The organism is Epilithonimonas sp. (assembly GCF_032055105.1).
In the GTDB taxonomy this organism is placed as follows: domain Bacteria; phylum Bacteroidota; class Bacteroidia; order Flavobacteriales; family Weeksellaceae; genus Epilithonimonas.
In genome coordinates, this window is record NZ_DAMBRK010000016.1 from 60,280 (window position 1) to 83,090 (window position 22,811).

25 protein-coding genes are annotated in these 22,811 nt (G+C 34.0%); 17 read left to right on the forward strand and 8 right to left on the reverse strand.

Features of this window, described 5'->3' with window-relative positions; all coding sequences use genetic code 11:
• Positions 1-13: 13 nt before the first annotated feature.
• From RTY06_RS13225 to RTY06_RS13235, 3 genes are read right to left on the reverse strand one after another with little or no spacing between them, the layout of a single operon-like run.
• Positions 14-718 (reverse strand): tRNA1(Val) (adenine(37)-N6)-methyltransferase, encoded by a 705-nt coding sequence (locus tag RTY06_RS13225; protein ID WP_312825463.1) that lies wholly within the window; start codon positions 716-718, stop codon positions 14-16.
• On the reverse strand, positions 719-2,173 hold the full coding sequence (locus RTY06_RS13230; RefSeq protein WP_312825464.1) for a HAMP domain-containing sensor histidine kinase: 1,455 nt from the start codon (positions 2,171-2,173) through the stop codon (positions 719-721).
• A complete protein-coding gene (locus tag RTY06_RS13235; protein ID WP_312825465.1) occupies positions 2,163-2,759 on the reverse strand; it encodes a riboflavin synthase in 597 nt (198 codons plus the stop codon). Before RTY06_RS13235 ends, RTY06_RS13230 begins: the two co-directional genes overlap by 11 nt.
• 218 nt (positions 2,760-2,977) lie before the next feature.
• On the opposite strand from RTY06_RS13235, the gene pdxA reads away from it, so the two are divergent.
• From pdxA to RTY06_RS13285, 10 genes are all read left to right on the forward strand, one after another.
• A complete protein-coding gene (pdxA, locus tag RTY06_RS13240) occupies positions 2,978-4,063 on the forward strand; it encodes a 4-hydroxythreonine-4-phosphate dehydrogenase PdxA (protein WP_312825466.1) in 1,086 nt (361 codons plus the stop codon).
• A 105-nt stretch (positions 4,064-4,168) separates the two neighbouring features.
• Positions 4,169-4,696 carry a DUF177 domain-containing protein gene (locus tag RTY06_RS13245; protein ID WP_312825467.1) on the forward strand — a complete coding sequence of 176 codons (528 nt, stop codon included), beginning with the start codon at positions 4,169-4,171 and terminating at the stop codon, positions 4,694-4,696.
• 47 nt (positions 4,697-4,743) lie between these two features.
• The gene (rpmF, locus tag RTY06_RS13250; RefSeq protein ID WP_116033017.1) at positions 4,744-4,947 is read left to right on the forward strand and encodes a 50S ribosomal protein L32; all 204 of its coding nucleotides are present in this window, start codon (positions 4,744-4,746) and stop codon (positions 4,945-4,947) included.
• 105 nt (positions 4,948-5,052) lie between these two features.
• The gene (gene accB, locus RTY06_RS13255) at positions 5,053-5,526 is read left to right on the forward strand and encodes an acetyl-CoA carboxylase biotin carboxyl carrier protein (RefSeq protein ID WP_312825468.1); all 474 of its coding nucleotides are present in this window, start codon (positions 5,053-5,055) and stop codon (positions 5,524-5,526) included.
• Positions 5,527-5,622: 96 nt separating this feature from the next.
• Positions 5,623-6,981 carry an acetyl-CoA carboxylase biotin carboxylase subunit gene (gene accC / locus RTY06_RS13260; protein ID WP_312825469.1) on the forward strand — a complete coding sequence of 453 codons (1,359 nt, stop codon included), beginning with the start codon at positions 5,623-5,625 and terminating at the stop codon, positions 6,979-6,981.
• A 103-nt stretch (positions 6,982-7,084) separates the two neighbouring features.
• The gene (gene rocD, locus RTY06_RS13265) at positions 7,085-8,335 is read left to right on the forward strand and encodes an ornithine--oxo-acid transaminase (RefSeq protein ID WP_312825470.1); all 1,251 of its coding nucleotides are present in this window, start codon (positions 7,085-7,087) and stop codon (positions 8,333-8,335) included.
• Position 8,336: 1 nt separating this feature from the next.
• Positions 8,337-9,341, forward strand: coding sequence for a glycosyltransferase family 9 protein (locus RTY06_RS13270; protein WP_312825471.1), 1,005 nt, complete (start codon positions 8,337-8,339; stop codon positions 9,339-9,341).
• 15 nt (positions 9,342-9,356) lie between these two features.
• Complete coding sequence (locus tag RTY06_RS13275) at positions 9,357-10,313, forward strand: hypothetical protein (protein ID WP_312825472.1); 957 nt, start codon at positions 9,357-9,359, stop codon at positions 10,311-10,313.
• 85 nt (positions 10,314-10,398) lie between these two features.
• Entirely contained in the window at positions 10,399-11,382 is a 984-nt protein-coding gene (locus RTY06_RS13280; RefSeq protein ID WP_312825473.1) for a hypothetical protein, read from the forward strand.
• 7 nt (positions 11,383-11,389) lie between these two features.
• Complete coding sequence (locus RTY06_RS13285) at positions 11,390-12,685, forward strand: glycosyltransferase family 4 protein (protein WP_312825474.1); 1,296 nt, start codon at positions 11,390-11,392, stop codon at positions 12,683-12,685.
• Positions 12,686-12,744: 59 nt separating this feature from the next.
• On the opposite strand, the gene RTY06_RS13290 is transcribed toward RTY06_RS13285, so the two are convergent.
• Complete coding sequence (locus RTY06_RS13290; RefSeq protein WP_116032995.1) at positions 12,745-13,089, reverse strand: phosphomannose isomerase type II C-terminal cupin domain; 345 nt, start codon at positions 13,087-13,089, stop codon at positions 12,745-12,747.
• A gap of 149 nt (positions 13,090-13,238) precedes the next feature.
• On the opposite strand from RTY06_RS13290, the gene gltX reads away from it, so the two are divergent.
• Positions 13,239-14,747 (forward strand): glutamate--tRNA ligase, encoded by a 1,509-nt coding sequence (gene gltX / locus RTY06_RS13295; protein ID WP_312825475.1) that lies wholly within the window; start codon positions 13,239-13,241, stop codon positions 14,745-14,747.
• A 99-nt stretch (positions 14,748-14,846) separates the two neighbouring features.
• Entirely contained in the window at positions 14,847-15,803 is a 957-nt protein-coding gene (locus tag RTY06_RS13300) for an acetyl-CoA carboxylase carboxyltransferase subunit alpha (RefSeq protein WP_312825476.1), read from the forward strand.
• A gap of 303 nt (positions 15,804-16,106) precedes the next feature.
• On the opposite strand, the gene rpsB is transcribed toward RTY06_RS13300, so the two are convergent.
• The 3 genes from rpsB to rplM all read right to left on the reverse strand — a co-directional run bounded on the left by rpsB (position 16,107) and on the right by rplM (position 17,902).
• Positions 16,107-16,868: a 30S ribosomal protein S2 gene (gene rpsB, locus RTY06_RS13305; protein ID WP_116032987.1), complete on the reverse strand. Its 762-nt coding sequence runs from the start codon at positions 16,866-16,868 to the stop codon at positions 16,107-16,109.
• Positions 16,869-17,054: 186 nt separating this feature from the next.
• Entirely contained in the window at positions 17,055-17,441 is a 387-nt protein-coding gene (gene rpsI, locus RTY06_RS13310; RefSeq protein ID WP_089874983.1) for a 30S ribosomal protein S9, read from the reverse strand.
• A gap of 5 nt (positions 17,442-17,446) precedes the next feature.
• Positions 17,447-17,902: a 50S ribosomal protein L13 gene (rplM, locus tag RTY06_RS13315; RefSeq protein WP_116032984.1), complete on the reverse strand. Its 456-nt coding sequence runs from the start codon at positions 17,900-17,902 to the stop codon at positions 17,447-17,449.
• A gap of 217 nt (positions 17,903-18,119) precedes the next feature.
• Here rplM and RTY06_RS13320 point away from each other — a divergent pair, with 217 nt between their 5' ends.
• Positions 18,120-19,217 carry a DUF3667 domain-containing protein gene (locus RTY06_RS13320; protein ID WP_312825477.1) on the forward strand — a complete coding sequence of 366 codons (1,098 nt, stop codon included), beginning with the start codon at positions 18,120-18,122 and terminating at the stop codon, positions 19,215-19,217.
• Between the two features lie 94 nt (positions 19,218-19,311).
• Here RTY06_RS13320 and RTY06_RS13325 read toward each other — a convergent pair whose 3' ends face one another.
• Positions 19,312-19,728, reverse strand: coding sequence for a hypothetical protein (locus tag RTY06_RS13325; protein ID WP_312825478.1), 417 nt, complete (start codon positions 19,726-19,728; stop codon positions 19,312-19,314).
• Positions 19,729-19,884: 156 nt separating this feature from the next.
• On the opposite strand from RTY06_RS13325, the gene pncB reads away from it, so the two are divergent.
• From pncB to RTY06_RS13345, 4 genes are all read left to right on the forward strand, one after another.
• The gene (pncB, locus tag RTY06_RS13330; protein ID WP_312825479.1) at positions 19,885-21,060 is read left to right on the forward strand and encodes a nicotinate phosphoribosyltransferase; all 1,176 of its coding nucleotides are present in this window, start codon (positions 19,885-19,887) and stop codon (positions 21,058-21,060) included.
• A gap of 2 nt (positions 21,061-21,062) precedes the next feature.
• Complete coding sequence (locus RTY06_RS13335) at positions 21,063-21,518, forward strand: hypothetical protein (RefSeq protein ID WP_312825480.1); 456 nt, start codon at positions 21,063-21,065, stop codon at positions 21,516-21,518.
• Positions 21,519-21,819: 301 nt separating this feature from the next.
• A complete protein-coding gene (locus RTY06_RS13340) occupies positions 21,820-22,299 on the forward strand; it encodes a BON domain-containing protein (RefSeq protein ID WP_312825481.1) in 480 nt (159 codons plus the stop codon).
• A gap of 6 nt (positions 22,300-22,305) precedes the next feature.
• Entirely contained in the window at positions 22,306-22,722 is a 417-nt protein-coding gene (locus tag RTY06_RS13345) for an SH3 domain-containing protein (protein ID WP_312825482.1), read from the forward strand.
• Positions 22,723-22,811 lie beyond the last annotated feature (89 nt).

Genomic DNA, 22,811 nt, shown 5'->3' on the forward strand with positions numbered 1-22,811 from the left:
CCTCTTTGAAAATTCAGAGAGGTTTTTTGTTGAATAAATGAAAATCTTTTGTCAGCTCAAGATATTCATCCGAATAAACTCTTGGCGATTTTTCTATGACGAAGTTTTCTACTATTGTTTCTGATTGTTTTAAAGAATATTCTAAAACTACTCTTTTCGGTTCAGCGTTTTGGATTCCTTTGATGATGATTTTCCTTTGAAGAAATAAATTATTATTAAGACACATCTGAGTAAATTCTTTTTCAGAATCAAATGGAATAATAACAGAAAATAAACCTTCATCAGAAAGTAATTGTGAAGCTTTTTGAATCAAATCAGAGAAATCTAATTCCAATCTTTGTCTCGCTAGAATATCTTTCTCAGAGCTATTAATTTCAAAATAAGGTGGATTTGAAATAATTAAATCAAACTTCTCATCAGTTTCAAGATTTTTAAAATCTTGGAGTTGACTTTTGATTCTATCAGAAAAAGGAGAATTAGAAAAATTATTTTGAGAAATTTGGACTGCTTCAGAATTAATATCAATTGCTAAAATATTCGCATTCGGATTTCTTTGCGCTAACATCAGAGAAATGATTCCCGTTCCAGTTCCAACTTCCAGAATTTGTTTTGCATTAATAACATTTGACAAAGCACCTAGCAAAACCGCATCTGTTCCCACTCGGAAAACATCGGAACTTTGATTAATATCAAATTGTTGAAATCGGAAAGGTTTCATTTATAGATTCGAAGGCATTGAGATTGTGAAAGTCGCGCCCTTATCAACTTCTGACGCAACGGTTATTGTTCCGTTATAATCTTCCACCATTCGTTTTACCATTGTCAATCCGATTCCCATTCCGCTATTTTTCGAAGTAAAATTCGGGTCAAAGATTTTATTGATTTTATCTTCAGAAATTCCTACTCCATTATCCTGAACAGTAATTCTGATTCGTTTTTCAATTTTTTCTAAATCAACATTAATGACAGATTTTCTATCATCCACTTTTGCCTGACTTGCATTGGTCACAAGATTAGTAATGATTCTCGCCAGATAATCTTTGTCAATCTTCATCTTGATGTTATCGTGGTTGGCGTGGACAAAGATATTTTCATCACTGAAAATCGTCAGCACATTTTTCACTTCTTTATTCAGAGAAATTTCTTCGTCATTTTTTTGTGGCAACTGCGCAAATTCAGAAAATGCACTCGCTACTCTACTGATGACATCAATCTGACCAATTACAACCTCGCTTAGATTTTTAACCTTCGCTGTGATATTTGGGTCATTGGGGTCAAATTTTCTTTCAAAATTCTGCATCATCAGCTTCATTGGCGTGAGTGGATTTTTAACTTCGTGCGCTACTTGTTTTGCCATTTCCTGCCAGGCAGACTGTTTTTCTGTATAACTTAGCCTTTCCCTTTGGTCTGCAATTTCAGAAATCATTTTATTATAAGCTTTCACTAATGCATTCAGCTCATCATTCTTGTAATATTTAATTGGTTGCAGATTTTTGTCAAACAAATTGATTCTGCTAATCATGGATGTAAAACGGGTAATCGCATCCGTCAAATTATTCGAAATAATCCAACTCAACCAAATACTGAACAAAACAATCAAAAGATTAATCCCAATGATGTAAGCAAAATAGTGCTTAAAAACCATCATATAAGCGCTCTCGTTGTGATAATACGGAAAATAAACATAAGCGATATTTTCCAGCATATTGTTTTTCAGAACCATATAAGAAGAAACAATCGTCGCCTCAAGCTTCTCATCATAAGACTTGTCGTCGTATTGTTTTCCGTTTTTCTTGATAGCCTTTATGACATCGGCAGGCATTTTTTTTTGAGCAACAAGATTCGGTTCTTTGTTAGAAAGGAGATAATTTCCGTTCAGGTCATAGATGATGATGTCGTGTTTGTTGATATCTGCAATCTCGTAAATTTCGTTTTCCAGAACCGCAGGAATATCTTTGGTCTCAACCATAGAATGACTGAGTGCATAATCCAAAGAAGACATCAGCGCTTCGGATTTGTTCTGCATATCGGTTTTGCTCTGCATCTTCGCATTATCGCGCAAAATCACAAACGACAAAACTGCCGAAGTCAAAATACTAAGGAAGCAAATCGCCAAAAACCCAACAAAAACCCTGTTTCTTAACCGGTAACCTTTATAATCACTAAATGACATTTTGTTTTTTCAAAAGTTTCGCAACATACTTGCCAATGATATCGAATTCCAGATTCACGACATCACCTTTTTTCAGATGCTTCATATTCGTAAACTCCCAAGTGTAGGGAATTATTGCCACAGAAAACTGATTTTTTCTACTTTCTGCAACCGTTAAACTTGTTCCATTCAAAGTAATCGAACCTTGCGGAACCGTCGTATATTCTGCAGACTCTTCGTAATTAATTGTAATAAAATAACTTCCGTTCTGGTCCTCGATACTTTCCACAGTTCCGGTTTTATCTACGTGTCCCTGAACAACGTGCCCATCCAATCTACCTTCGAATTTCAAACAACGTTCCAAGTTTACTTCCGTTCCAACATTCCAGAACCCAAGATTGGTTTTTTCCAGCGTTTCATTGATAGCTGTTACCTTATAAGTATCATTATTTATTTCTACAACTGTCAGGCAACATCCGTTATGGGCAAGACTTTGGTCGATTTTCAATTCGTGTGTGAAAGGACAACTTAAGACAAAATCAATATTACTTTCATTTCTTGTAATTTTCTCAACTTTTCCGGTCGCTTCTATTATTCCTGTGAACATTTTTTTGTGATTTAATATTTTTTCAGGAGCTTAATCCCGCTTTTCGTTGCAATCTTTTCCTTTTCAAAGAAAAGGAAAAGGATTTCCACTACAATCGGGGCTAGGGGTTTTTGTCATCAATACAACTTTAGTTATAAAATTGAAGCGTTTTCCTACAAAAACCTATCCTAAAAAAACGTAATTTTGTAAAATTCATTTTAAACGTCAAAGATAAGCAAATGAGCTCCAAACAACATAAAATCAGAGTAGGAATTTCCATCGGTGACTTCAACGGAATCGGCCCCGAAATCATCTTAAAATCTCTGAAAGACAAAAGCATCACAGATTTTTTCACACCGGTAATTTTTGGTTCTGGAAAACTGTTTACTTATCAGAAAAACGTTTTCAAACTGCAGACGAACTTCAATTACATCAATTCGGCAAAAGAAGCTCAAGGCGGGAAAATCAATATGGTAAATCTTACCAAAGAGAACAGTAATGTAGAATTCGGTGTTCCAACAGAAGAATCCACAAAAATGGCGATTGATTCTTTGGAATCCGCAACACAAGCGCTTCTCAACAACGAGATTGATGTTATCGTAACCGCTCCTATTAATAAGGACGAAATGATGAAATACGGTTTCGCTCACGCAGGACACACAGGATATTTCGAAGAAAAAGCTGGCAAAAAAGCGGTAATGTTTATGGTAACTGAAGATTTGAAAGTTGCTGTTTCCACACATCACATTCCGGTTTCTGAGATTGCAAACAATATCAATAAAGAAAAATTAAAAAAACAAATCAAGCAATTAGTCTCAACACTAAAAGAAGATTTCTGCGTAGAAAAACCGAAGATTGCGGTTCTTGGGCTTAACCCTCACGCTGGAGACGGCGGTGTAATTGGCAAAGAAGAAATCGAAATCATTGAGCCTGCGATAAAAGAACTTTTCAACAATGGAACCTTAGCATTTGGACCTTATCCTGCGGACAGTTTTTTCCAACCGGAAAAATATAAAGCTTTTGATGCTGTCCTTGCAATGTATCACGACCAAGGATTAGCTCCGTTCAAAACAATCGCTTATGAAGAAGGCGTGAATTATTCGGCCGGACTTCCTTTTATAAGAACTTCTCCGGATCACGGTGTTGCTTATGACATTGCAGGAAAAAATTTAGCCGATGAAACTTCTTTTTCGGAAGCCATTTTCACAGCAATTAAAATTTTCAAAAACAGAGAAGAATATCACAACCTAGTGAGCAATCGCCTCCGTCTGAAGCCAGCACACGCAAATAACGGGATAGACGAAGACCTCCCGAAAGAAAAATAACTAGACAAAAAATTAGTTTTTGGGAAGTAATTTTTTGTAGTTCAAGTATTTCCAAAAAATATTTTGTTATTTAAAAAAAATAAATTATTTTTGCAAACCGTTTTTATGGACAGAATTAGAAACTATGACGTTGCCTTTATAGGCTTAAAACCGGGAAAACACGATTTCGAATTCGAAATCGAACAAGAGTTCTTTGATTTATTTGAGACTGAGCAGGAATTTTTCAATCCAAAAATAGTTGCAGATGTTCTTTTGGACAAGCATACAACGTTTTTGGAATTTCATATTAATGTTTCAGGAACGGTTCAATTGATTTGCGATATCAGCAACGATGAATTTTCTGAAAACATTGAGAATGATTTAAAAATTCTTGTAAAATTTGGTGAAGAATATGACGATAGTAATGAAGATGTCATTACCATCGACAAAAAAGACAGTGATTTCAACCTAGCTAACCTTATATATGAAGCAGTAGTTTTATCGATTCCGATGAAAAAATTAGCACCATCTGTAAGAGACAATGATGAATATCAAAAAATCCTTGACCAATACAGTCCGAAAGAAATTGAAGAGGAAGAAGAAAGCATAGACCCAAGATGGGAAGCTTTGAAGAAATTAAAAGACAACAATTAAGAAATAACAACAATATAATTCGCAAGAATTTTTAAAAAGTACTAACAATGGCACATCCTAAAAGAAGACAGTCGTCTACAAGAAGAGATAAAAGAAGAACTCACTACAAAGCAGTAGTTCCTCAATTGGCAAAAGACGCAACGTCTGGTGAAATGCACTTATACCACAGAGCGCACTGGCACGAAGGAAAACTATACTACAGAGGAAAAGTTGTAGTAGAGAAAACTGTAGAAACAACAGAAGAAAACTAAGAATTATCTTTGATAATCTTATACTTAGCATAAAAAACCACTCGGATTTTATCAATTTGAGTGGTTTTTTATTATATTTGGCGTTCAAAACAATTTAAAAATTTTATGGATATAAAAGACATTCAGAATCTTGTAAGATTTGTAGCAAAAGCAGGAGTTTCCGAGGTAAAATATAAAAATAAAGACTTCGAAATCTATATCAAAACTCCACTAGGAGGCGAGCCTGTAAGCTATGTAACTCCTCAGGTTGCATATCAAGCACCAGTTTCTGCTCCTGTTGCAAATACTGCTAGCCCAGTTGCAAATACAGAAGCAACAAGTTCTGCTGACGATAGTAAATATATCACAATCAAATCTCCAATGATTGGGACATTCTACAGAAAACCATCTCCAGACAAAGAGGTTTTCGCCAACGTAGGCGATTCTGTAACAGAAGGAAAAGTAGTTTGTGTAATCGAAGCAATGAAACTTTTCAACCAAATTGAATCTGAAGTAAGTGGAAAAATCGTGAAAATCTTGGTAGAAGATTCTTCTCCTGTAGAATACGATCAACCACTATTTTTAGTAGATCCTTCTTAAGGAATTTTAGATGAAAAATTATAGTTTTAGATGAAAAATAGTTTTATTTAAAATTAATTTAAAATTCAAAATTTAAAATTTAAAATTTCTAAAAAGATGTTCAAAAAAATATTGATCGCAAACCGTGGCGAGATCGCAATGCGAATCTTGCGAACGGCAAAAGAAATGGGCATAAAAACCGTTGCAGTTTATTCTACAGCGGATAAGGACAGTCTTCACGTTCGTTTTGCGGACGAAGCGGTTTGTATTGGCCCTGCAATGAGCAAAGACTCTTATCTTAAAATCCCTAATATTATTGCGGCAGCGGAAATTACCAACGCAGACGCAATCCACCCAGGCTACGGATTTCTTTCAGAGAATGCAAATTTCTCTAGAATCTGTACGAAAAATGGAATCAAATTCATTGGTGCAACTCCTGAGCAAATCGAAAAAATGGGAGACAAAGCTACCGCTAAAGCTACTATGAAAGAAGCAGGAATCCCTTGCGTTCCCGGTTCAGACGGTTTGATTGATTCTTACGAAGATGCAAAAGCTACTGCAAAATTGGTTGGTTATCCTGTTATGATCAAGGCTACTGCTGGTGGTGGTGGAAAAGGAATGAGAGCGGTTTGGAAAGAAGAAGATCTAAAAGAACATTGGGATTCTGCAATTCAAGAAGCTGTTGCAGCTTTTGGAAACGGCGGGATGTATATGGAAAAACTAATTGAAGAGCCAAGACATATTGAGATTCAGGTTGCTGGAGATCAATTTGGAAAAGCTTGTCACCTTTCCGAAAGAGATTGTTCTATCCAAAGAAGAAATCAAAAACTGATTGAAGAAACGCCATCCCCTTTTATGACAGATGAACTGCGTGAAAAGATGGGAGCTGCTGCTGTAAAAGCCGCTGAATTTATTGGATACGAAGGTGTTGGAACGATAGAATTCTTGGTAGATAAACACAGAAATTTCTACTTTATGGAAATGAATACCAGAATCCAAGTAGAGCATCCAATCACCGAGCAAGTTGTTGATTATGACTTGATTCGTGAGCAGATTCTATTAGCTTCTGGAACGCCAATCAGTGGAAAAAATTATTATCCAAAAATGCATGCTATCGAGTGTAGAATCAATGCTGAGGATCCTTATGCAGATTTCCGTCCATCTCCTGGAAAAATTAAAGAACTTAATATTCCTGGTGGACATGGTGTAAGAGTTGATACTCACGTTTATTCTGGATATACAATTCCTTCCAATTATGATTCTATGATTGCAAAATTAATCGTGACGGCTCAGACAAGAGATGAAGCGATTGCAAAAATGAAACGTGCTTTGGAAGAATTTTATATTGAAGGTGTAAAAACTACGATCCCTTTCCACAGACAGCTTTTGGAAAACGAAGATTTCCTTGCCGGAAATTATACCACCAAGTTTATGGAAGATTTTGTAATGGATAAGAATTTTGATAATCATATCTAAATATTATTCTACTCATAGATAAAAATGCCTAACTTTTTCAGTTAGGCATTTTTTGTAGTTATTATTGAATTCAAATTCATTATTTTTACCAAAAATAAAAGATATGTCAACAGCAGTTCAGGAAAAAAATTCTCAATATTTTATTGATCTAGAAAACCAATATGGCGCGCACAATTACCATCCGCTTCCCGTAGTTTTGGAAAAAGGTGAAGGTGTCTTTGTTTGGGACGTAGAAGGTAAAAAATATTACGACTTCCTTTCCGCTTATTCGGCTGTCAACCAAGGTCATTCGCATCCTAAAATTGTAGACGCATTGGTGAATCAAGCTAAGAAATTAGCTTTAACTTCAAGAGCATTTTACAATTCTAATTTGGGTGAATACGAGAAAAAGATTACAACTCTTTTTGGCTTTGACAAAGTTCTTCCAATGAATTCTGGTGCCGAAGCTGTGGAAACGGCTGTAAAATTAGCCAGAAAATGGAGTTATGAAGTGAAAGGAATTTCTGAAAATGCAGCAAAAATAGTTGTCTGCGAGAATAACTTCCACGGAAGAACAACCACAATTGTGTCTTTCTCAAATGATCCAGATGCTAACAAAAATTATGGTCCTTTCACTCCTGGATTTATTAAAATTCCTTATAATGACTTGAATACTTTAGAAGAAGTTTTTAAACAAGACTCTAAAAATATTGCTGCATTTTTGGCAGAACCAATCCAAGGAGAAGCCGGAGTTTATGTTCCGGAAGAAGGATTTTTGAAAGGCGCTTCAGACTTATGTAAAAAGTACGACGTTCTTTTCATTGCTGATGAAGTTCAAACCGGAATTGCTAGAACCGGAAAATTGATTGCCTGCCATCATGAAAATGTTCAGCCAGATATTTTGATTCTTGGAAAAGCCCTTTCTGGTGGGATGTATCCTGTTTCCGCAGTTTTAGCGAATGATGAAATAATGAATGTTATCAAACCTGGACAACACGGTTCAACGTTTGGGGGAAATCCTATTGCTTGCGCTGTAGCGGTTGCTGCGTTGGATGTTGTGGAAGAAGAAAAACTTTCCGAAAGAGCTGAAAAATTGGGACAACTTTTCCGTTCTGAAATTGAAAAATTAATTCAAAAAACAGATTTAATTACAAAAGTTAGAGGAAAAGGATTGTTAAATGCTATTCTGATTAATGACACTCCAGACAGCAAAACGGCTTGGAATCTTTGTGTAAAATTGAAAGAAAATGGACTTTTGGCAAAACCAACTCATGGAAACATCATCAGACTTGCTCCGCCTTTGGTTATTACTGAGGAACAAATTTTGGATTGTGTAAAGATTATCGAAAAAACAGTTTTGGATTTCGGTAGCTAGAATGAAGATATTAGTCATACAGAAAAAATTTATGGGTGACGTTCTCGTTACAAGTACAATTTTACCTTTGTTGAAAGATAAATTTCCAGATTCTGAAATCAGTTTTCTGCTAGAGGAAAAACACGCTCAGATTTTAATTGAAAATCCTTACATTAATCAATATATTTTTTTTAAAGATAGCTTTCTTAAAACACTATCAGAAGTAAAAGCCCAGAACTTTGATATCGTTATAGACCTCTATTCTAAAATAGAAACTGGGGTTTTAGCACTACTTTCCGGAGCGAAAACAAGAATTGGTTTTTTCAAAAATTACACTCAATTCTTTTATACTTTTCCGGTTAAAAGAGCTACAAAACTTAAATCAAAAAATACAACATTTGCAATTGAACATCGATTACAGATGTTAGAATCTTTGGGCATAGATTTCCAAGAAGCCTTCCCCAAAATTTATCTTTCAAAAAAAGAAAGAGAAAATGCTCATAAAATTCTTTCGGAGAATGGCTTATCTACTGATGACAATTTAGTTATGTTAAGTACATTCGGCAGTTCAGAAGAAAAAACTTATCCGATTGAATATATGGCAGAAGTCATTAATTATATTTCACTTTGCAAACCCAACTCAATAATTCTTTGCAATTATATGCCTTTTCAAAAGGGTTTATTTGAAGAGTTAAACAATAAGCTTTCGGAAGATTCTAAAAAATTAGTCATAACAAATTTTGAGACCAAAAGCTTACGAGAATTTGCAGCAGTAACGAGTCTTTGCAAATGCTTGATTGGAAATGAAGGAGGTGCTACTAATGTAAGCAAATCTTTGAATATTCCTACATTTACTATATTTTCGCCACAAATTCAGTTAATAGATTGGGCTTGGACAAGTAATTCAAAAATGGACAGATTTTTGCATTTAAACGATTTTGTTCAAAATTCAGACAATTATTTGGATTTCAAACCAACTTATTTTAAAAATGAATTAAGGGAGTTTTTGAACAAAACTATAGCATAAGAATAGAAAGGCAGAATGCACGAAGACAGACAAAATATACTTCTTATTACCTTTGACAATTGGGGTTATAACCAATACATTGCAGATGCATTGGAAAAAAAATCGTATAAGGTAAAGCACGTCAACTTTCATAGTTTTGAATATACTTATCCCGATTTTACACATAAAGCTTTCAATTTTTTCACAAAAAACTTGGGCATTATAAATCTTAAGCATATTCATTACAATGAAATCATTATGGATGAGATTAAAGATTTTGATAATATAGATACCGCTATTTATATCAAAGCCGATTTTCTTTCCAAACAAACTATTGAAAATATTAATCAAAAAGCAAAGAAATCTGTTCTTCTCATTAATGATTCTATCAGCAGATATCCTAATACGAAGAATATTCTTAGTTTATTCGACAAAGTATTCTCTTTTGAAAAGAAAGATTGTGAAAAATTCGGTTTGATTTTTAAACCAAACTTCATCTATAAAACAGTTGATAAGGTATCAAACCACTATAAATATAAAGTATTTAACATCAGTTCTTATGACAAAAGATTCCCAATAATCAAAAAAATTGCTAAAGCTTTGTACGATTTGAAAATTAAAAGCCGTATCATTATTTTTTCTTCAAAAGAGAACAATGAGCCATACTTAGAATTTTCAAAATGTACTTATTCTATTGATGAGATATTTGCCTTGTTGGAGGAATCAGAAATAATGCTAGATGTTAATAGAAATCAACAAGAAGGTTTAAGCTTCCGCGTCTTTGAAAGTTTAGGACTCAAGAAAAAACTGATTACAACCAATCCTGATATTGTAAATTACGATTTTTATAATCCTGAAAATATTTTTGTGATTGAAGACATTGACAACATACAAATTCCGCAATCATTCCTGAAAACACCTTACAAAGATATTCCTAAAGAAATTTTGGATAAATATCTTGTTGAAAATTGGGTGGACGACTTGGTAAAATAAGCTATTGTAATTTTCAAAATTAAGCCTTATTATAGCTGATAAATTGATATTTATTTTGTAATCAATTTTATCACATTTTCTTTTAATGATTTCGCATAAAAAAACATCTCAAATCATCATTTTTTGTCCTCCGAAAAAAGTAACGGGCGGACCAGAAGCTTTGCATCAATTATCCAACAAATTGATTGAGCTAGGTATTCAAAATGTTTTTATGCACTATATTCCTAAAAGAATAAATGCCAAAGCTAAAAACTACGCCATTTATAAAACCAAGGAAATCTTTTCTATCAAAGATAATCCTGATAACATTCTTATTATCCCAGAATCTATGACTTTTTTGATAAAAAAATATCCTAAAAGTCAAAAAATCGTTTGGTGGTTAAGTGTTGATTTTTATAAAATCCTGATGGATCATAGAATCAGAAAACAAAGTTTTTTTACAAAACTTTTCTATGACCAAAATGACAAAGAATATCATTTTGAACCTTTATCAAATGTTTTCCATTGGGCACAATCTTTCAGGTCTAGTTTGTATTTGGAAAAGAATAAAATACCTAAGAGTCAAATCGATTTTGTTTGTGATTACATTAATCCAAACTTTTTAATAGAACAAGAGATCCTAAAAGATTCCTCTAATAAATACATTTTATACAATCCTAAAAAAGGAAAAAAAGAAATTGCAGAATTAATCAAAAATTCTCCGGAACTGACTTGGATTCCCATCCAAAATATGAATGCGAAAGAAATAAAAACTTTGATGGCAAAATCTCTTTTATATGTTGATTTTGGAGAAAATCCAGGAAGAGATAAAATGCTGAGAGAATCTGTTTCGCAAGATTGCTGTATTATTTCAGGAAAGAACGGTTCTTCTGCTTACTACGAAGACCTAATGATTCCTGAAGAATATAAATTTGATTTCAGCAATGTCAATATTCCTAAGATTTTAAGCAAAATAAAGAATGTTCTTGAGAATTATCCTCAACATATTACTAAATTTGTAGATTACAAAAAAACAGTTTTGAAAGAAGAAATTGTTTTTGAAGAAAAACTGAAAGAGATTTTTATATAAAAAAGTTATGAGTGAAGATAAGCAAGTGTTTGGAGTAAATATGTCTGGCTTTTTTAATGCAGAAATAGGTTTTGGAGAAGCAATAAGGAATAATCTGAATGCACTAGAAAAAGCAGGAATTCCTTCTAAAGCAATCAATTTTAATGTAAAATTAAAACATCGATTAAATGACACTTCCATAAGCTTTGATGATAACATAAATAATTTCCCAATTAATATAGTTCATGTTAACATGGATTCTATTCCTGGATTTATTCAAGAAAAATCTTCCGAATATTTTAAGGATAAATATAACATTGGATATTGGGCTTGGGAGATGGAAGATTTCCCTGAAATATATACTGAATACTATAAATATTATGATGAGATATGGACTTGCTCCAAATATTGTTTAGATTCTATTTCACTCAAATCATCAATTCCTGTAATAAACATACCGCACGCTATTGATATTGCTCCAGAAGACATTGATGTAAACTTTGAAACAGGAATGTCTTCTGATTGTTTTAACTTTCTTTTTATTTTTGATTACAATAGTCTTATTGAGCGTAAAAATCCTCTAGGATTAATTGATTCTTATGAGAAAGCATTCGGCGTAAACAATGAGAAAGTAAAACTTATATTAAAGACTTCTATCCCCAATCATCATGCAAAATCAAAGAAAATAGTTCTGGATAGAATTGGGAAAAACAAAAGTATCATTTATAAAGAAGAAATGTTGAGACGAGGAGAATTATTAGCTCTGATCAATAAGTGTGATTGTTATATCTCTCTACATCGTTCTGAAGGTTTTGGTTTGACAATGGCAGAAGCAATGGCTCTTGGCAAACCAGTTATTGCTACAGGATATTCTGGCAATCTTGATTTTATGAATGTTAATAATTCATTCTTGGTAAAATATAAAATGATAAAACATGATTATGATTTAAGTGTTTTGCCAAAAAATAATTTTTGGTCTGAGCCGGATGTATATCATGCTGCGGAAATGATGAAATTCGTTTTTGAAAATCAAGACTATGCAAAAGCAATTGGAATTCAAGCAAAAGAAGATATAAAAAATTATTTTTCTTTGGAAAGCATAGGAAACAAAATGAAAAAAAGACTGAATATAATAGAGGAGCTCATTTTACCTGAATATTCCGATGATGACAAACGTATTTCCTTACTAGAACTTGAAAATAAGTTTAACCAACAAAAAATCAATAAACTTAAAAGCTATTCTACAATTAAATTGAAATTAGCTTTCAAAAACATTCAAAATAAACTATTTGGAAAGAATAGAAAATACATTTGGGAAGATTAAAAACAAAAAGTGATAAATAAAAAAATATTTATCACTTTTTGTTTTTATTTATTAAAGAATTACTCTCTATCATACTCATCCTCCAATCTCACGATATCATCTTCTCCAAAATAAGTCCCTGTTTGAACTTCTATGAAAACAACTGGTTTATCAGTAAGATTCATAATTCTATGTTTTGCTCCTAGTGGAATGAAAATACTTTGCCCATAAGCCAAAGGAATCTCTTCACCGTCCAAAACAATAGTTGCATTCCCTTCGATAATAGTCCATTGTTCTTGTCTTTTGTAATGGAACTGGTAAGATAATTTCTGCCCTGGGTTTACTTCAATTCTTTTTAATTTATAGTTTGGTTCATCTGCCAAAACATAATATTTTCCCCAGGGTCTTTCTCCTATTTCTAACATAGCTAATATTTTTAATATTCAAAAATACTATTTCGTGAAAGATTAACCAAATTCAAAACGCAAAACGCTCAAAATTTATTAATTTTGCACCACATTTTTTTAGACATAAGATTATTTATAAATAATCTTAAAAAAATAATTATCTGAATATGAAAAAAGTAAGAGTGCGTTTTGCACCAAGTCCAACAGGAGCTTTACACTTAGGAGGCGTTAGAACTGCTTTATATGATTTCCTTTTCGCTAAAAATCAAGGTGGAGAATTTGTTCTTAGAATAGAGGATACAGACACTGCAAGATATGTAGAGGGAGCTGAAGATTATATCATGAACTCTTTGGAATGGTGTGGAATTATTCCTGACGAAAGCCCAAGAGTTGGCGGACCTTATGCACCTTATAGACAATCTGAGAGAAGAGAAATTTATGACAGATATAAAGAGCAAATCCTAAAAACCGATTATGCTTATCTTGCTTTTGACACGCCTGAAGAATTGGATGCAATCCGTAAAGACTTTGAAGCTAGGGGCGATGTTTTCGCATACAACCATCAGACAAGACAGCAATTGAGAAACAGCATTTCTCTTTCATCAGAAGAAGTTCAGAAATTATTGGATGAAAATGTTCCTTATGTGGTTCGTTTCAAAATGCCAATTGACAGAGTTCTCAACCTTCAAGATATCATCCGAGGAAATTTTTCAGTAAATACCAATACGCTAGATGATAAAGTTTTAATCAAAAACGATGGAATGCCAACTTATCATTTCGCCAACGTTGTGGATGATTTTGAAATGAAAATTTCTCACGTTATCCGCGGTGAAGAATGGTTGCCATCTATGCCTTTGCACGTTTTATTATATGAAGCAATGAATTGGGAAGCACCAGAATTTGCGCATCTTTCATTAATTCTAAAACCAGAAGGAAAAGGAAAATTAAGCAAGAGAGACGGCGCAAAATTCGGTTTTCCGGTTTTCCCAATGGATTTCAAAGATCCTGAAAGTGACGAGGTCTGGAAAGGTTACAAAGAATCTGGTTATTTCCCAGAAGCTTTCATTAATATGACTGCTTTGTTAGGCTGGACGCCAGCAAATGACAAAGAAATTGTTTCTATGGATGAAATGATTGCGGAATTTGACCTTCACAAAGTTCATAAAGCCGGCGCTAGATTCGATCCTCAAAAAGCAAAATGGTTTAATCAAGAATATCTTAAACTAAAGTCTAATGAAGAAGTTTTAGTTTTATTAAAAGAAGTTGAAGAAGTAAAAGCTTTGAATCTTCCTGATGAAAAATTATTAAAAATCGTATCATTGATGAAAGAAAGAGCAACTTTCGTTGTTGATATTTATAATGATGGAAAATTCTTTTTTGAATCACCAACTTCCTACGATGAAAAAGCATTGAAAAAAGCATGGAACGACACAACTTCTGCTATTTTGAAAGATTTTTCTTCTAAACTAGAAACTTCAGAATTCGATTCAGAAAATTTGAAAGAAACAATTCATCATTTTGCAGAAGAACATTCTTTGGGAATGGGAAAAGTGATGATGCCTCTACGTCTTGCTCTAGTAGGAGAATTGAAAGGTCCTGATGTTCCAGATATTATGAACATCATTGGAAAAGAAGAAACGTTGGCGAGAATAGAAAAAGCAATCAGTTTAAACTAATTAATTTGTCAGTCTGAGACTGTCGAAGACTTTTTATTAATATTAGAAATCCATTTAAAAAAAATAGATTATTTTTGAACGGTTTAATCCAAACAAAATATGGAGTATTTAGAATTTGAACAACCTGTAAAAGACCTGATCGAGCAGTACGAAAAATGTGTACAACTAGGCACAGAAAGCGGTATTGACGTGGATGAATCCTGCAAAAAGATCAAGACTAAAATAGAGGAAACTAAGAAAAAAATATACGGAAATCTTACACCTTGGCAAAGAGTTCAGCTTTCCAGACATCCGGACAGACCTTACACTTTAGATTATATCAATGGTTTGGCTGATGCGGGAAGTTTTGTAGAGCTTCACGGTGACAGAAATTTTGGTGACGATCCGGCAATGGTTGGTGGAATTGCCAGCATTAGTGGAAACACTGTAATGATTATTGGAACTCAGAAAGGAAGAACAACCAAAGAACGCCAACACAGACGTTTTGGAATGTCGAATCCGGAAGGATATAGAAAAGCTTTACGATTGATGAAATTGGCAGAGAAATTCGGGATTCCTGTTGTGACATTGGTTGACACACCTGGCGCTTATCCTGGCCTAGAAGCGGAAGAACGTGGACAAGGCGAAGCGATTGCCAGAAATATCTTCGAAATGTGCCAATTAAAAACACCTATCATCACAATTATTATTGGAGAAGGCGCAAGTGGTGGCGCATTAGGAATTGGCGTTGGAAATAAGGTTTATATGATGGAAAACACTTGGTATTCTGTTATTTCACCTGAAAACTGTTCCGCAATCCTTTGGAGAAGCTGGGAATACAAAGAAACTGCAGCAACCACAATGAAACTGACAGCGGAAGATATGCTGAAACAAAAATTGATCGACGCAATCATACCAGAACCGCTTGGAGGTGCTCATTATGATCTTAAAGCAACTTTTGAAAATGTGAAAAAGGTTTTATTAAAAGACATCAAAACACTTTCTAAAGAACCTGCTGAGAAATTGGTAAACGACCGTCAAGAGAAATTCATTGCAATGGGAGAATTCAAAGGGTAATTATATTTCTTTGATTAATTATATAAAATAAAACCTTTCAGAGTTTGACTTTGAAAGGTTTTTTATTTCTATTGATTGATAGATGTTGATTGGAAGCCCAATCTGCGCCCCGACTTGAGCGGAAATCCTTTTTGCTTGTACTACGAGTTCTATTTAATCTGAAATCTTCCTGCAAAAAAGATTGGGAGCGGAAGGCGGATAAAGGCGCCCAAACCTAACGAAGTCGTTCGACGAAGTCAAATAATTCATAAAAAAAGCGATTCAAATAATTGAACCGCTTTTATGTTGTAGAAAATCTATTGATTATTCAGCATCGAAATCAGCATCTGCTTCTGCAGAAACTTTTTCGCCTTCTTCTTTAGATTTTTCTTTATCTGCTTTTCTTTGAGATAAACCTTCTTTGATAGAAGCTGAAACTACGCTCAACAACATATCAATAGATTTAGAAGCATCATCATTTCCAGGGATTACGAAATCCACTTTTCTTGGATCTGAGTTAGTATCTACGATACCGAAAACTGGGATACCCAATTTTTTAGCTTCAGTTACTGCGATGTGCTCTCTCATAATGTCAACTACGAAAATAGCTGAAGGAAGACGAACCATGTCAGAGATAGAACCTAAGTTTTTCTCAAGATTAGCTCTTTGACGATCAACTTGAAGTCTTTCTTTTTTAGATAAAGTTTCGAAAGTACCATCTTTCTTCATTTTATCGATTGAGTTCATTTTCTTAACTGCTTTTCTGATAGTTACAAAGTTTGTAAGCATACCACCTGGCCATCTTTCTGTGATGTAAGGCATGTTAAGTTCAGCAGCGTGTTTTGCTACTACTTCTTTCGCTTGCTTTTTAGTCGCTACGAAAAGAACTTTTTTACCAGCAGAAGTTAATTTTTCCAAAGCTGTACAAGCTTCGTCCAATTTAACAGCTGTTTTATGTAAATCTACGATGTGAATACCGTTTTTCTCCATGAAAATGTATGGAGCCATATTTGGATTCCACTTACGAGTCATGTGACCGAAGTGTACACCAGCCTCTAAAAGGTCTTTTACATTTGCTTTTGCCATGTTTTCTTGTTTTTGTTAGTTTACTTTCCGCTTTTCCGCAATCAACTTTACTTTAGATGGGAGTAAAGTTTGGATGCTAAACGTAACGGGCAATATTTTAATTTAGATTAATAGATTTTAGATAAAGGATAATTGACCAAAAAAAGTCTGTAATCCAAGTATCTGAAATCCGATGTCTGAAAAAAATTAACGTTTTGAGAATTGGAATCTCTTTCTCGCTTTTTTCTGACCTGGTTTCTTTCTCTCTACCATTCTTGCATCTCTAGTCAACAATCCATGAGGCTTAAGAGCCAATCTGAATTCTTCGTTGATTTCGCATAGTGCTCTAGAAACACCTAGTCTGATAGCTTCTGCCTGACCAGTAATCCCTCCTCCAAAAACATTAACAGTTAAGTCATATTGACCTAGAGTTTCTGTTAATAAAAATGGTTGATTCACTTTATAAACCAAAACATCCGTACAGAAATAAGTTTTAGCATCTTTACCGTTTATAGTGATATTACCAGTTCCTGGCTTCACATAAACTCTTGCAACAGAAGTTTTTCTTCTTCCGATTTTGTGTACTATAGACATATCAATTATTTGAATTCGTTAACATTGATTACTTTTGGCTGCTGCGCTTCGTGTTTGTGCTCAGTTCCTTCATATAAATAAAGGTTTTTGAATAAAGCAGAACCTAATCTTGTTTTAGGAAGCATTCCTTTAACAGATTTTTCCAATACTTTAAGAGCATCTTTTTTCTTAAGCTCCTCAGCAGTCATAAACTTCTGTCCACCTGGATATCCAGTGTGCCAGATGTAAGTTTTGTCTGCCCACTTGTTTCCGGAAAGTGTAACTTTCCCAGCGTTCAAAACGATTACGTTGTCTCCACAATCTACGTGTGGTGTGTAATTCGTTTTGTGCTTACCTCTCAAAATCTTTGCAACGGTAGAAGCTAGTCTTCCCAACGGTTGCTCAGCAGCATCTACAACAACCCATTCTTTATTTGCTGTAGCCTTGTTTGCCGATACTGTTTTGTAACTTAATGTATTCACAATTTATCGTTTACGATTAAACATAATTTTCCCTCAAAGGGTGTGCAAAGGTATGAATTTTTTCTCGGATGAAAAATTTTCCTCAGAAAAATATTTTAATTTTCTAAAAATTAATACGTTAACCAATCATTAATGGACTGAAAACTTTCTGAAATTTGTCAAAGTAAGCTTTATTTATAATTCGGGATTTTTATATTTTTGAGGAAAATTCTATAAAATGAGCCACGGAAAACTGAGAGAAGAAAAAGATTGCCTAAATTGCGGACACATTGTTGAGGAACATTATTGCCCACATTGCGGACAACAAAACATAGAGACCAGACAACCTTTCCATTATCTATTCACTCATTTTGTAGAAGACTTCACCCATTATGATGGGCAATTTTGGGGAACTCTCAAAAATCTTCTTTTCAAACCCGGTAAATTAACCAATACTTATCTGGAAGGTAAAAGACAAAAATTTGTTCCACCGGTTAAGCTTTACATTTTCATCAGTTTTATTACATTTTTCCTGTTTGCTGTATTTCCACCTTTCAATATTAATTTCGAAGGTGAAAAAGAATCGCAGACTGAAAAGCAATACAAAGCCAATCAAGTTGAAGATGCTCGTAAAATACTGGACAGCATCAAGGCTGAAGGTTCTTTTCGTGGTAAAGATTCTGTAGCTATCAATAAAGTGAATGCCATATTAAAAGATTCTGCGCAAATTGATGACTTAAAAAATAGCTTTGATATGAGTAAAAAGCTGGATGATGATTTTGAGTTTAATGGCTATACAAACAGAAAATCATATGATTCCGGAAAAGTTAAAAATCCTTCGTTTTATGATTTCATCAATGTTCCTGTTGCTCATAAATTTTTTGAACTAAAAGAAAAAGGCGTGACAAAAGGAGAAATTGTGAAAAAATTAGCTGAAACATCATTTCATAATCTCCCGAAAGCGCTTTTCATCTACCTTCCTATTTTCGCATTTTTCCTGTGGATTTTCCATAACAAGAAAAAATGGTGGTATTTTGACCACGGGATTTTCACACTGCATTATTTCTGTTTTTTATTGCTGACCATTTTATTATTTTCCTTCTTATATAAATTATCAACTGTCACACCTACTTCAATCAGTGTAATTATTTACTTACTGATGAATGTTGTATTTTTCTATAGTATAATCTACTTCTTCATAGCTCACTACAAAGTTTATCACACGCACGGCGTCATCAGTTTCATTATTGGTAGCATTCTGTTTATGTTTAATTTCTTTGCATTTATGTTTTTGGTTATTGGACTTGGAACTGTAAGCTTCCTGATGATTCATTAAAAAATAAAAAGCCGGACTTCTTTCGAAATCCGGCTTTTGAATTACATATCCAAATCATTTTCTTTACCTCAACCCTAAAGGGTGAAAAATAATTTTAATACCTCAACGATTTGCTTTCTCGGAAGCTTGCAATCATATAATAAGCTACGAAAACTGTAGAGAATTTGATAATAGACGGAACTGCAGTTTCGAAATCAAAGAAGATTAATCCAACAGCAACCAAGAAAACAATTCCAATCAAGGAAATCCCCATTTTCTTTGGTAAAGACCATTCCGGGTGGTCAACAAAATAAGCCAATCCCCAACCAATCCCAAACGCAGAAGCCACATAAAGCTCTACCCAAAAATCAGCCTGCTCTCCTGTAAAACGTCTCAGGAAAAAACTAATTAAAGTTCCTACTACAAAATACATCAGCACTTTTATCATTTCAAAAAATTTTTGCAAAAGTAAGAATTGTAATTTATACAAATCTAGAGTTTGCTCCAAAACCACAAAAGTCACAAAAGCCATTTGTTCTTTTTTGGTTGATCAAAAGTTCAAAAAAGATGATGTTTAATGTATTTTCCTTTTTTGAACTTTTGCTGTTAAAGTTTTTAATGATTAAAATCAATCAGAATCAAAACTCTCCTCAACAAAATTCCTTAGATTTGTGTAAATGATATTTTTATGCGCGAGGTAAGGCTCAATTCTATTCTGGACAACGACTTCTACAAAATCACAATGCAAAATGCAGTCGTGAAATTATTCACCAACGAAATTGTAAGATACGAATTCATCAACCGAGGCAAACACAGTTTTCCCGAAGGTTTTGCAGAAGAACTCAGAAAATCTGTCAATACGATGGCAGAATTGAAGCTCACCAAAGACGAAAAAAAATACCTGAAAGTGACCTGCCCGTATCTTGCTCTTCCCTATCTTGATTTTTTAGAAGGTTTTCATTATGATCCTTCTGAAGTAAAAATCGAACAAAACGGAAACGAACTAAAAGTTTCGGTTGAAGGTCTTTGGTACAGAACCATTCTTTGGGAAGTCCCTCTCCTATCGCTCATCAGCGAACTTCATTACGAGATGAATCATATGGAACGACAAACCAACGAGGAAGTCATTAATAAAACTGTAGAAAAAGCGGTTCATCTTACAGAACTCGGCGTTCCGTTTGCAGAATTTGGAACTAGAAGAAGGCATTCTTACAAAGTTCATAGATTGGTAATGGACGCTCTCATTCAAGATAAAAAATCAACTTTTACGGGAACTTCCAATGTTCACTTAGCAATGCTTTACAACGTAAAACCAATTGGAACACACGCTCACGAATGGTTTATGTTTCACGCTGCGGAATTTGGTTTCAAAATGGCGAATTCTATTGCATTGGAAAATTGGGTGGATGTTTACCGCGGGGATTTGGGAGTTGCACTCTCCGACACTTATACGACCGAAGTTTTTTTTCAGCAGTTTGATAAGAAATTTGCAAAGTTGTTTGACGGCGTTCGTCACGACAGCGGTGACCCGTTTGAATTTGCTGATAAAACCATTGCTCACTATCAAAAACACGGCATCAACCCGCTATTCAAATACATTATTTTCTCAGACGGCTTGAATCTCGAAAAAGTGGAAGAAATCACCAACTACTGCAGAGGAAGAATCGGTATTTCTTTCGGAATCGGAACCAATTTAACGAATGATGTTGGTCTTAAACCAATGAATATTGTAATGAAGCTAATTAGTGTAAAAGGCATTAATAATGAATGGATTCCGACAGTGAAATTATCTGATGAAAAAGGAAAATACACTGGTGACCCGAAAATGATTGAGTTGGCGAAGGAGTTTTTGAGGATAAAGTAATTATGAATAAGGAGAAATCTAAATTATCTAGAAAAGTTAATACTACCACTTTTAATGTTCATCACAATTTTGGTGGGGATTTTAAAGATGCAAGGCATAAAAAAGAAAACTTAGAATTAACTAAAGGAAAAATGTCTGGTAAAAAAGAACGTGGTTTGGATTACACTCCTCTTTATAGATTTCTATTATCAAAAGTTGGCTCTGATTGGAATGAAGTTTTTAGTGAAGCAAAATCAAGATTGGATAAAAGTGAGCCGATATTTTGGCAAGTTGCATTAACCGAAGAAGACAAAAAAGATTTTATTCGAATTGGTGAATCCTCTTATTTTTCTGGTTTATATGTTGATAATAATGGGATTTTACAATTAACTAATCCGCAACTTCAAGCAAAAGATATGAAACCATATTGTGATTGTTGCACTCATACCTTTAATGGAAAATTATTTGGGTCTGAATAAATAATCTTTTCTAAAATAACTTATCATTATCTAATTATTACGTCAAAATTCTTATTGATTCTTCAAAAACCGACACATTTTCAACATTCTCCGCATTTATTTTCATTCGGGAAAGTGAGAATACACCTTTCTATATATAAATCTCAGTTAATTTTATGTAATTCTCATTGTCGCATCAAAAAAGTTTTTAATTTTACTTAAATCGAAAGTTTAAAATTTAAACAGAACCAAAGTCAATTCATTTTGCTTTGGCACAAGATTTAATAATAATTAAAACACAATTAAAAATAATTTTTACACTATGAGAAAAACAATCAAAATTGCTGCTCTTGCCTTGATGGTTTCAATGACAGCTGTTTCTTGTAAGAAAAAAGTTTCTGATGCGGAACTGACTTCACAAGCAACTACAGTAATCACAGCTTATCCTGGAACTACTGTGGAAGTGAAAGAAGGACAAGCTCACCTAAGTGGAGTTTTCGCAACCGAAGCTGACAAACAAGCAGCAATCGAAGCGCTTAAAAAAGTACAAGGCGTGAAAGACGTTCACGATATGGCAACTGTTGCTCCTGTGGCAGCGCCTGTCGAAGTAAACACTGTGGACGCGGCCGTTTTACAAAAAGTAAATGATGCTCTTAAAGATATCCCAGGCGTAAAAGCTGAAGATGTTGCAGGCACATTGACATTGACTGGTTCTACAACTTCTGCGAATGCAAGAAAAGTAAAAGAGTCTGTAGATGCGCTTAAGATTGGTAAATACGATAACAAAATCACTGTAAAATAATCGCAAATGAGTTTACAAGACAAATATGCAAGTGTAGTTTCTGCAGCTCAGTCAGCAGGACTTTCTGACCTTTCTGTTCAGGAGCAAGACGGTGTTCTTTATATCACTGGAAAAGCAACAAATAGCGCTTCTAAAGATTCTGTTTGGAATGCTTTAGGTGCAATTGACCCTTCTTATACGGCAACTGATATCAATATTGATGTTCAGGTTTCCGGATTGGCAGCTGGTGCTTCTTTAACTGTTGCAACAGACGAATCTAACCTTAACATTAGACAAGAGCCTTCAACTGAAGCTTCGATTGTTGGAAAAGCGGCTAAAGGTGAAGTTGTAACTTTGGTTGAGCAATCTTCTGACGACTGGTGGAAAATCAAAACTGCTGACGGAGAAGAAGGTTATGCTTACGCAAGATATTTGAAAGCTTAATTTTCAAATCCTTAATAAAATTTGAAACCTCTGATTTTGGACTGCCCCCAAAAAGTTATACACTTTTTAGGGGCATTTTTTATGAGAAG

Excerpts from the sequence above, each read along its gene's own strand:
- RTY06_RS13225 (WP_312825463.1), bottom strand. The coding sequence starts at position 718 with ATGAAACCTTTCCGATTTCAACAATTTGATATTAATCAAAGTTCCGAT.
- RTY06_RS13230 (WP_312825464.1), bottom strand. The coding sequence starts at position 2,173 with ATGTCATTTAGTGATTATAAAGGTTACCGGTTAAGAAACAGGGTTTTT.
- RTY06_RS13235 (WP_312825465.1), bottom strand. The coding sequence starts at position 2,759 with ATGTTCACAGGAATAATAGAAGCGACCGGAAAAGTTGAGAAAATTACA.
- pdxA (WP_312825466.1), top strand. The coding sequence starts at position 2,978 with ATGAGCTCCAAACAACATAAAATCAGAGTAGGAATTTCCATCGGTGAC.
- RTY06_RS13245 (WP_312825467.1), top strand. The coding sequence starts at position 4,169 with ATGGACAGAATTAGAAACTATGACGTTGCCTTTATAGGCTTAAAACCG.
- rpmF (WP_116033017.1), top strand. The coding sequence starts at position 4,744 with ATGGCACATCCTAAAAGAAGACAGTCGTCTACAAGAAGAGATAAAAGA.
- accB (WP_312825468.1), top strand. The coding sequence starts at position 5,053 with ATGGATATAAAAGACATTCAGAATCTTGTAAGATTTGTAGCAAAAGCA.
- accC (WP_312825469.1), top strand. The coding sequence starts at position 5,623 with ATGTTCAAAAAAATATTGATCGCAAACCGTGGCGAGATCGCAATGCGA.
- rocD (WP_312825470.1), top strand. The coding sequence starts at position 7,085 with ATGTCAACAGCAGTTCAGGAAAAAAATTCTCAATATTTTATTGATCTA.
- RTY06_RS13270 (WP_312825471.1), top strand. The coding sequence starts at position 8,337 with ATGAAGATATTAGTCATACAGAAAAAATTTATGGGTGACGTTCTCGTT.
- RTY06_RS13275 (WP_312825472.1), top strand. The coding sequence starts at position 9,357 with ATGCACGAAGACAGACAAAATATACTTCTTATTACCTTTGACAATTGG.
- RTY06_RS13280 (WP_312825473.1), top strand. The coding sequence starts at position 10,399 with ATGATTTCGCATAAAAAAACATCTCAAATCATCATTTTTTGTCCTCCG.
- RTY06_RS13285 (WP_312825474.1), top strand. The coding sequence starts at position 11,390 with ATGAGTGAAGATAAGCAAGTGTTTGGAGTAAATATGTCTGGCTTTTTT.
- RTY06_RS13290 (WP_116032995.1), bottom strand. The coding sequence starts at position 13,089 with ATGTTAGAAATAGGAGAAAGACCCTGGGGAAAATATTATGTTTTGGCA.
- gltX (WP_312825475.1), top strand. The coding sequence starts at position 13,239 with ATGAAAAAAGTAAGAGTGCGTTTTGCACCAAGTCCAACAGGAGCTTTA.
- RTY06_RS13300 (WP_312825476.1), top strand. The coding sequence starts at position 14,847 with ATGGAGTATTTAGAATTTGAACAACCTGTAAAAGACCTGATCGAGCAG.
- rpsB (WP_116032987.1), bottom strand. The coding sequence starts at position 16,868 with ATGGCAAAAGCAAATGTAAAAGACCTTTTAGAGGCTGGTGTACACTTC.
- rpsI (WP_089874983.1), bottom strand. The coding sequence starts at position 17,441 with ATGTCTATAGTACACAAAATCGGAAGAAGAAAAACTTCTGTTGCAAGA.
- RTY06_RS13320 (WP_312825477.1), top strand. The coding sequence starts at position 18,120 with ATGAGCCACGGAAAACTGAGAGAAGAAAAAGATTGCCTAAATTGCGGA.
- RTY06_RS13325 (WP_312825478.1), bottom strand. The coding sequence starts at position 19,728 with ATGGCTTTTGTGACTTTTGTGGTTTTGGAGCAAACTCTAGATTTGTAT.
- pncB (WP_312825479.1), top strand. The coding sequence starts at position 19,885 with ATGCGCGAGGTAAGGCTCAATTCTATTCTGGACAACGACTTCTACAAA.
- RTY06_RS13335 (WP_312825480.1), top strand. The coding sequence starts at position 21,063 with ATGAATAAGGAGAAATCTAAATTATCTAGAAAAGTTAATACTACCACT.
- RTY06_RS13340 (WP_312825481.1), top strand. The coding sequence starts at position 21,820 with ATGAGAAAAACAATCAAAATTGCTGCTCTTGCCTTGATGGTTTCAATG.
- RTY06_RS13345 (WP_312825482.1), top strand. The coding sequence starts at position 22,306 with ATGAGTTTACAAGACAAATATGCAAGTGTAGTTTCTGCAGCTCAGTCA.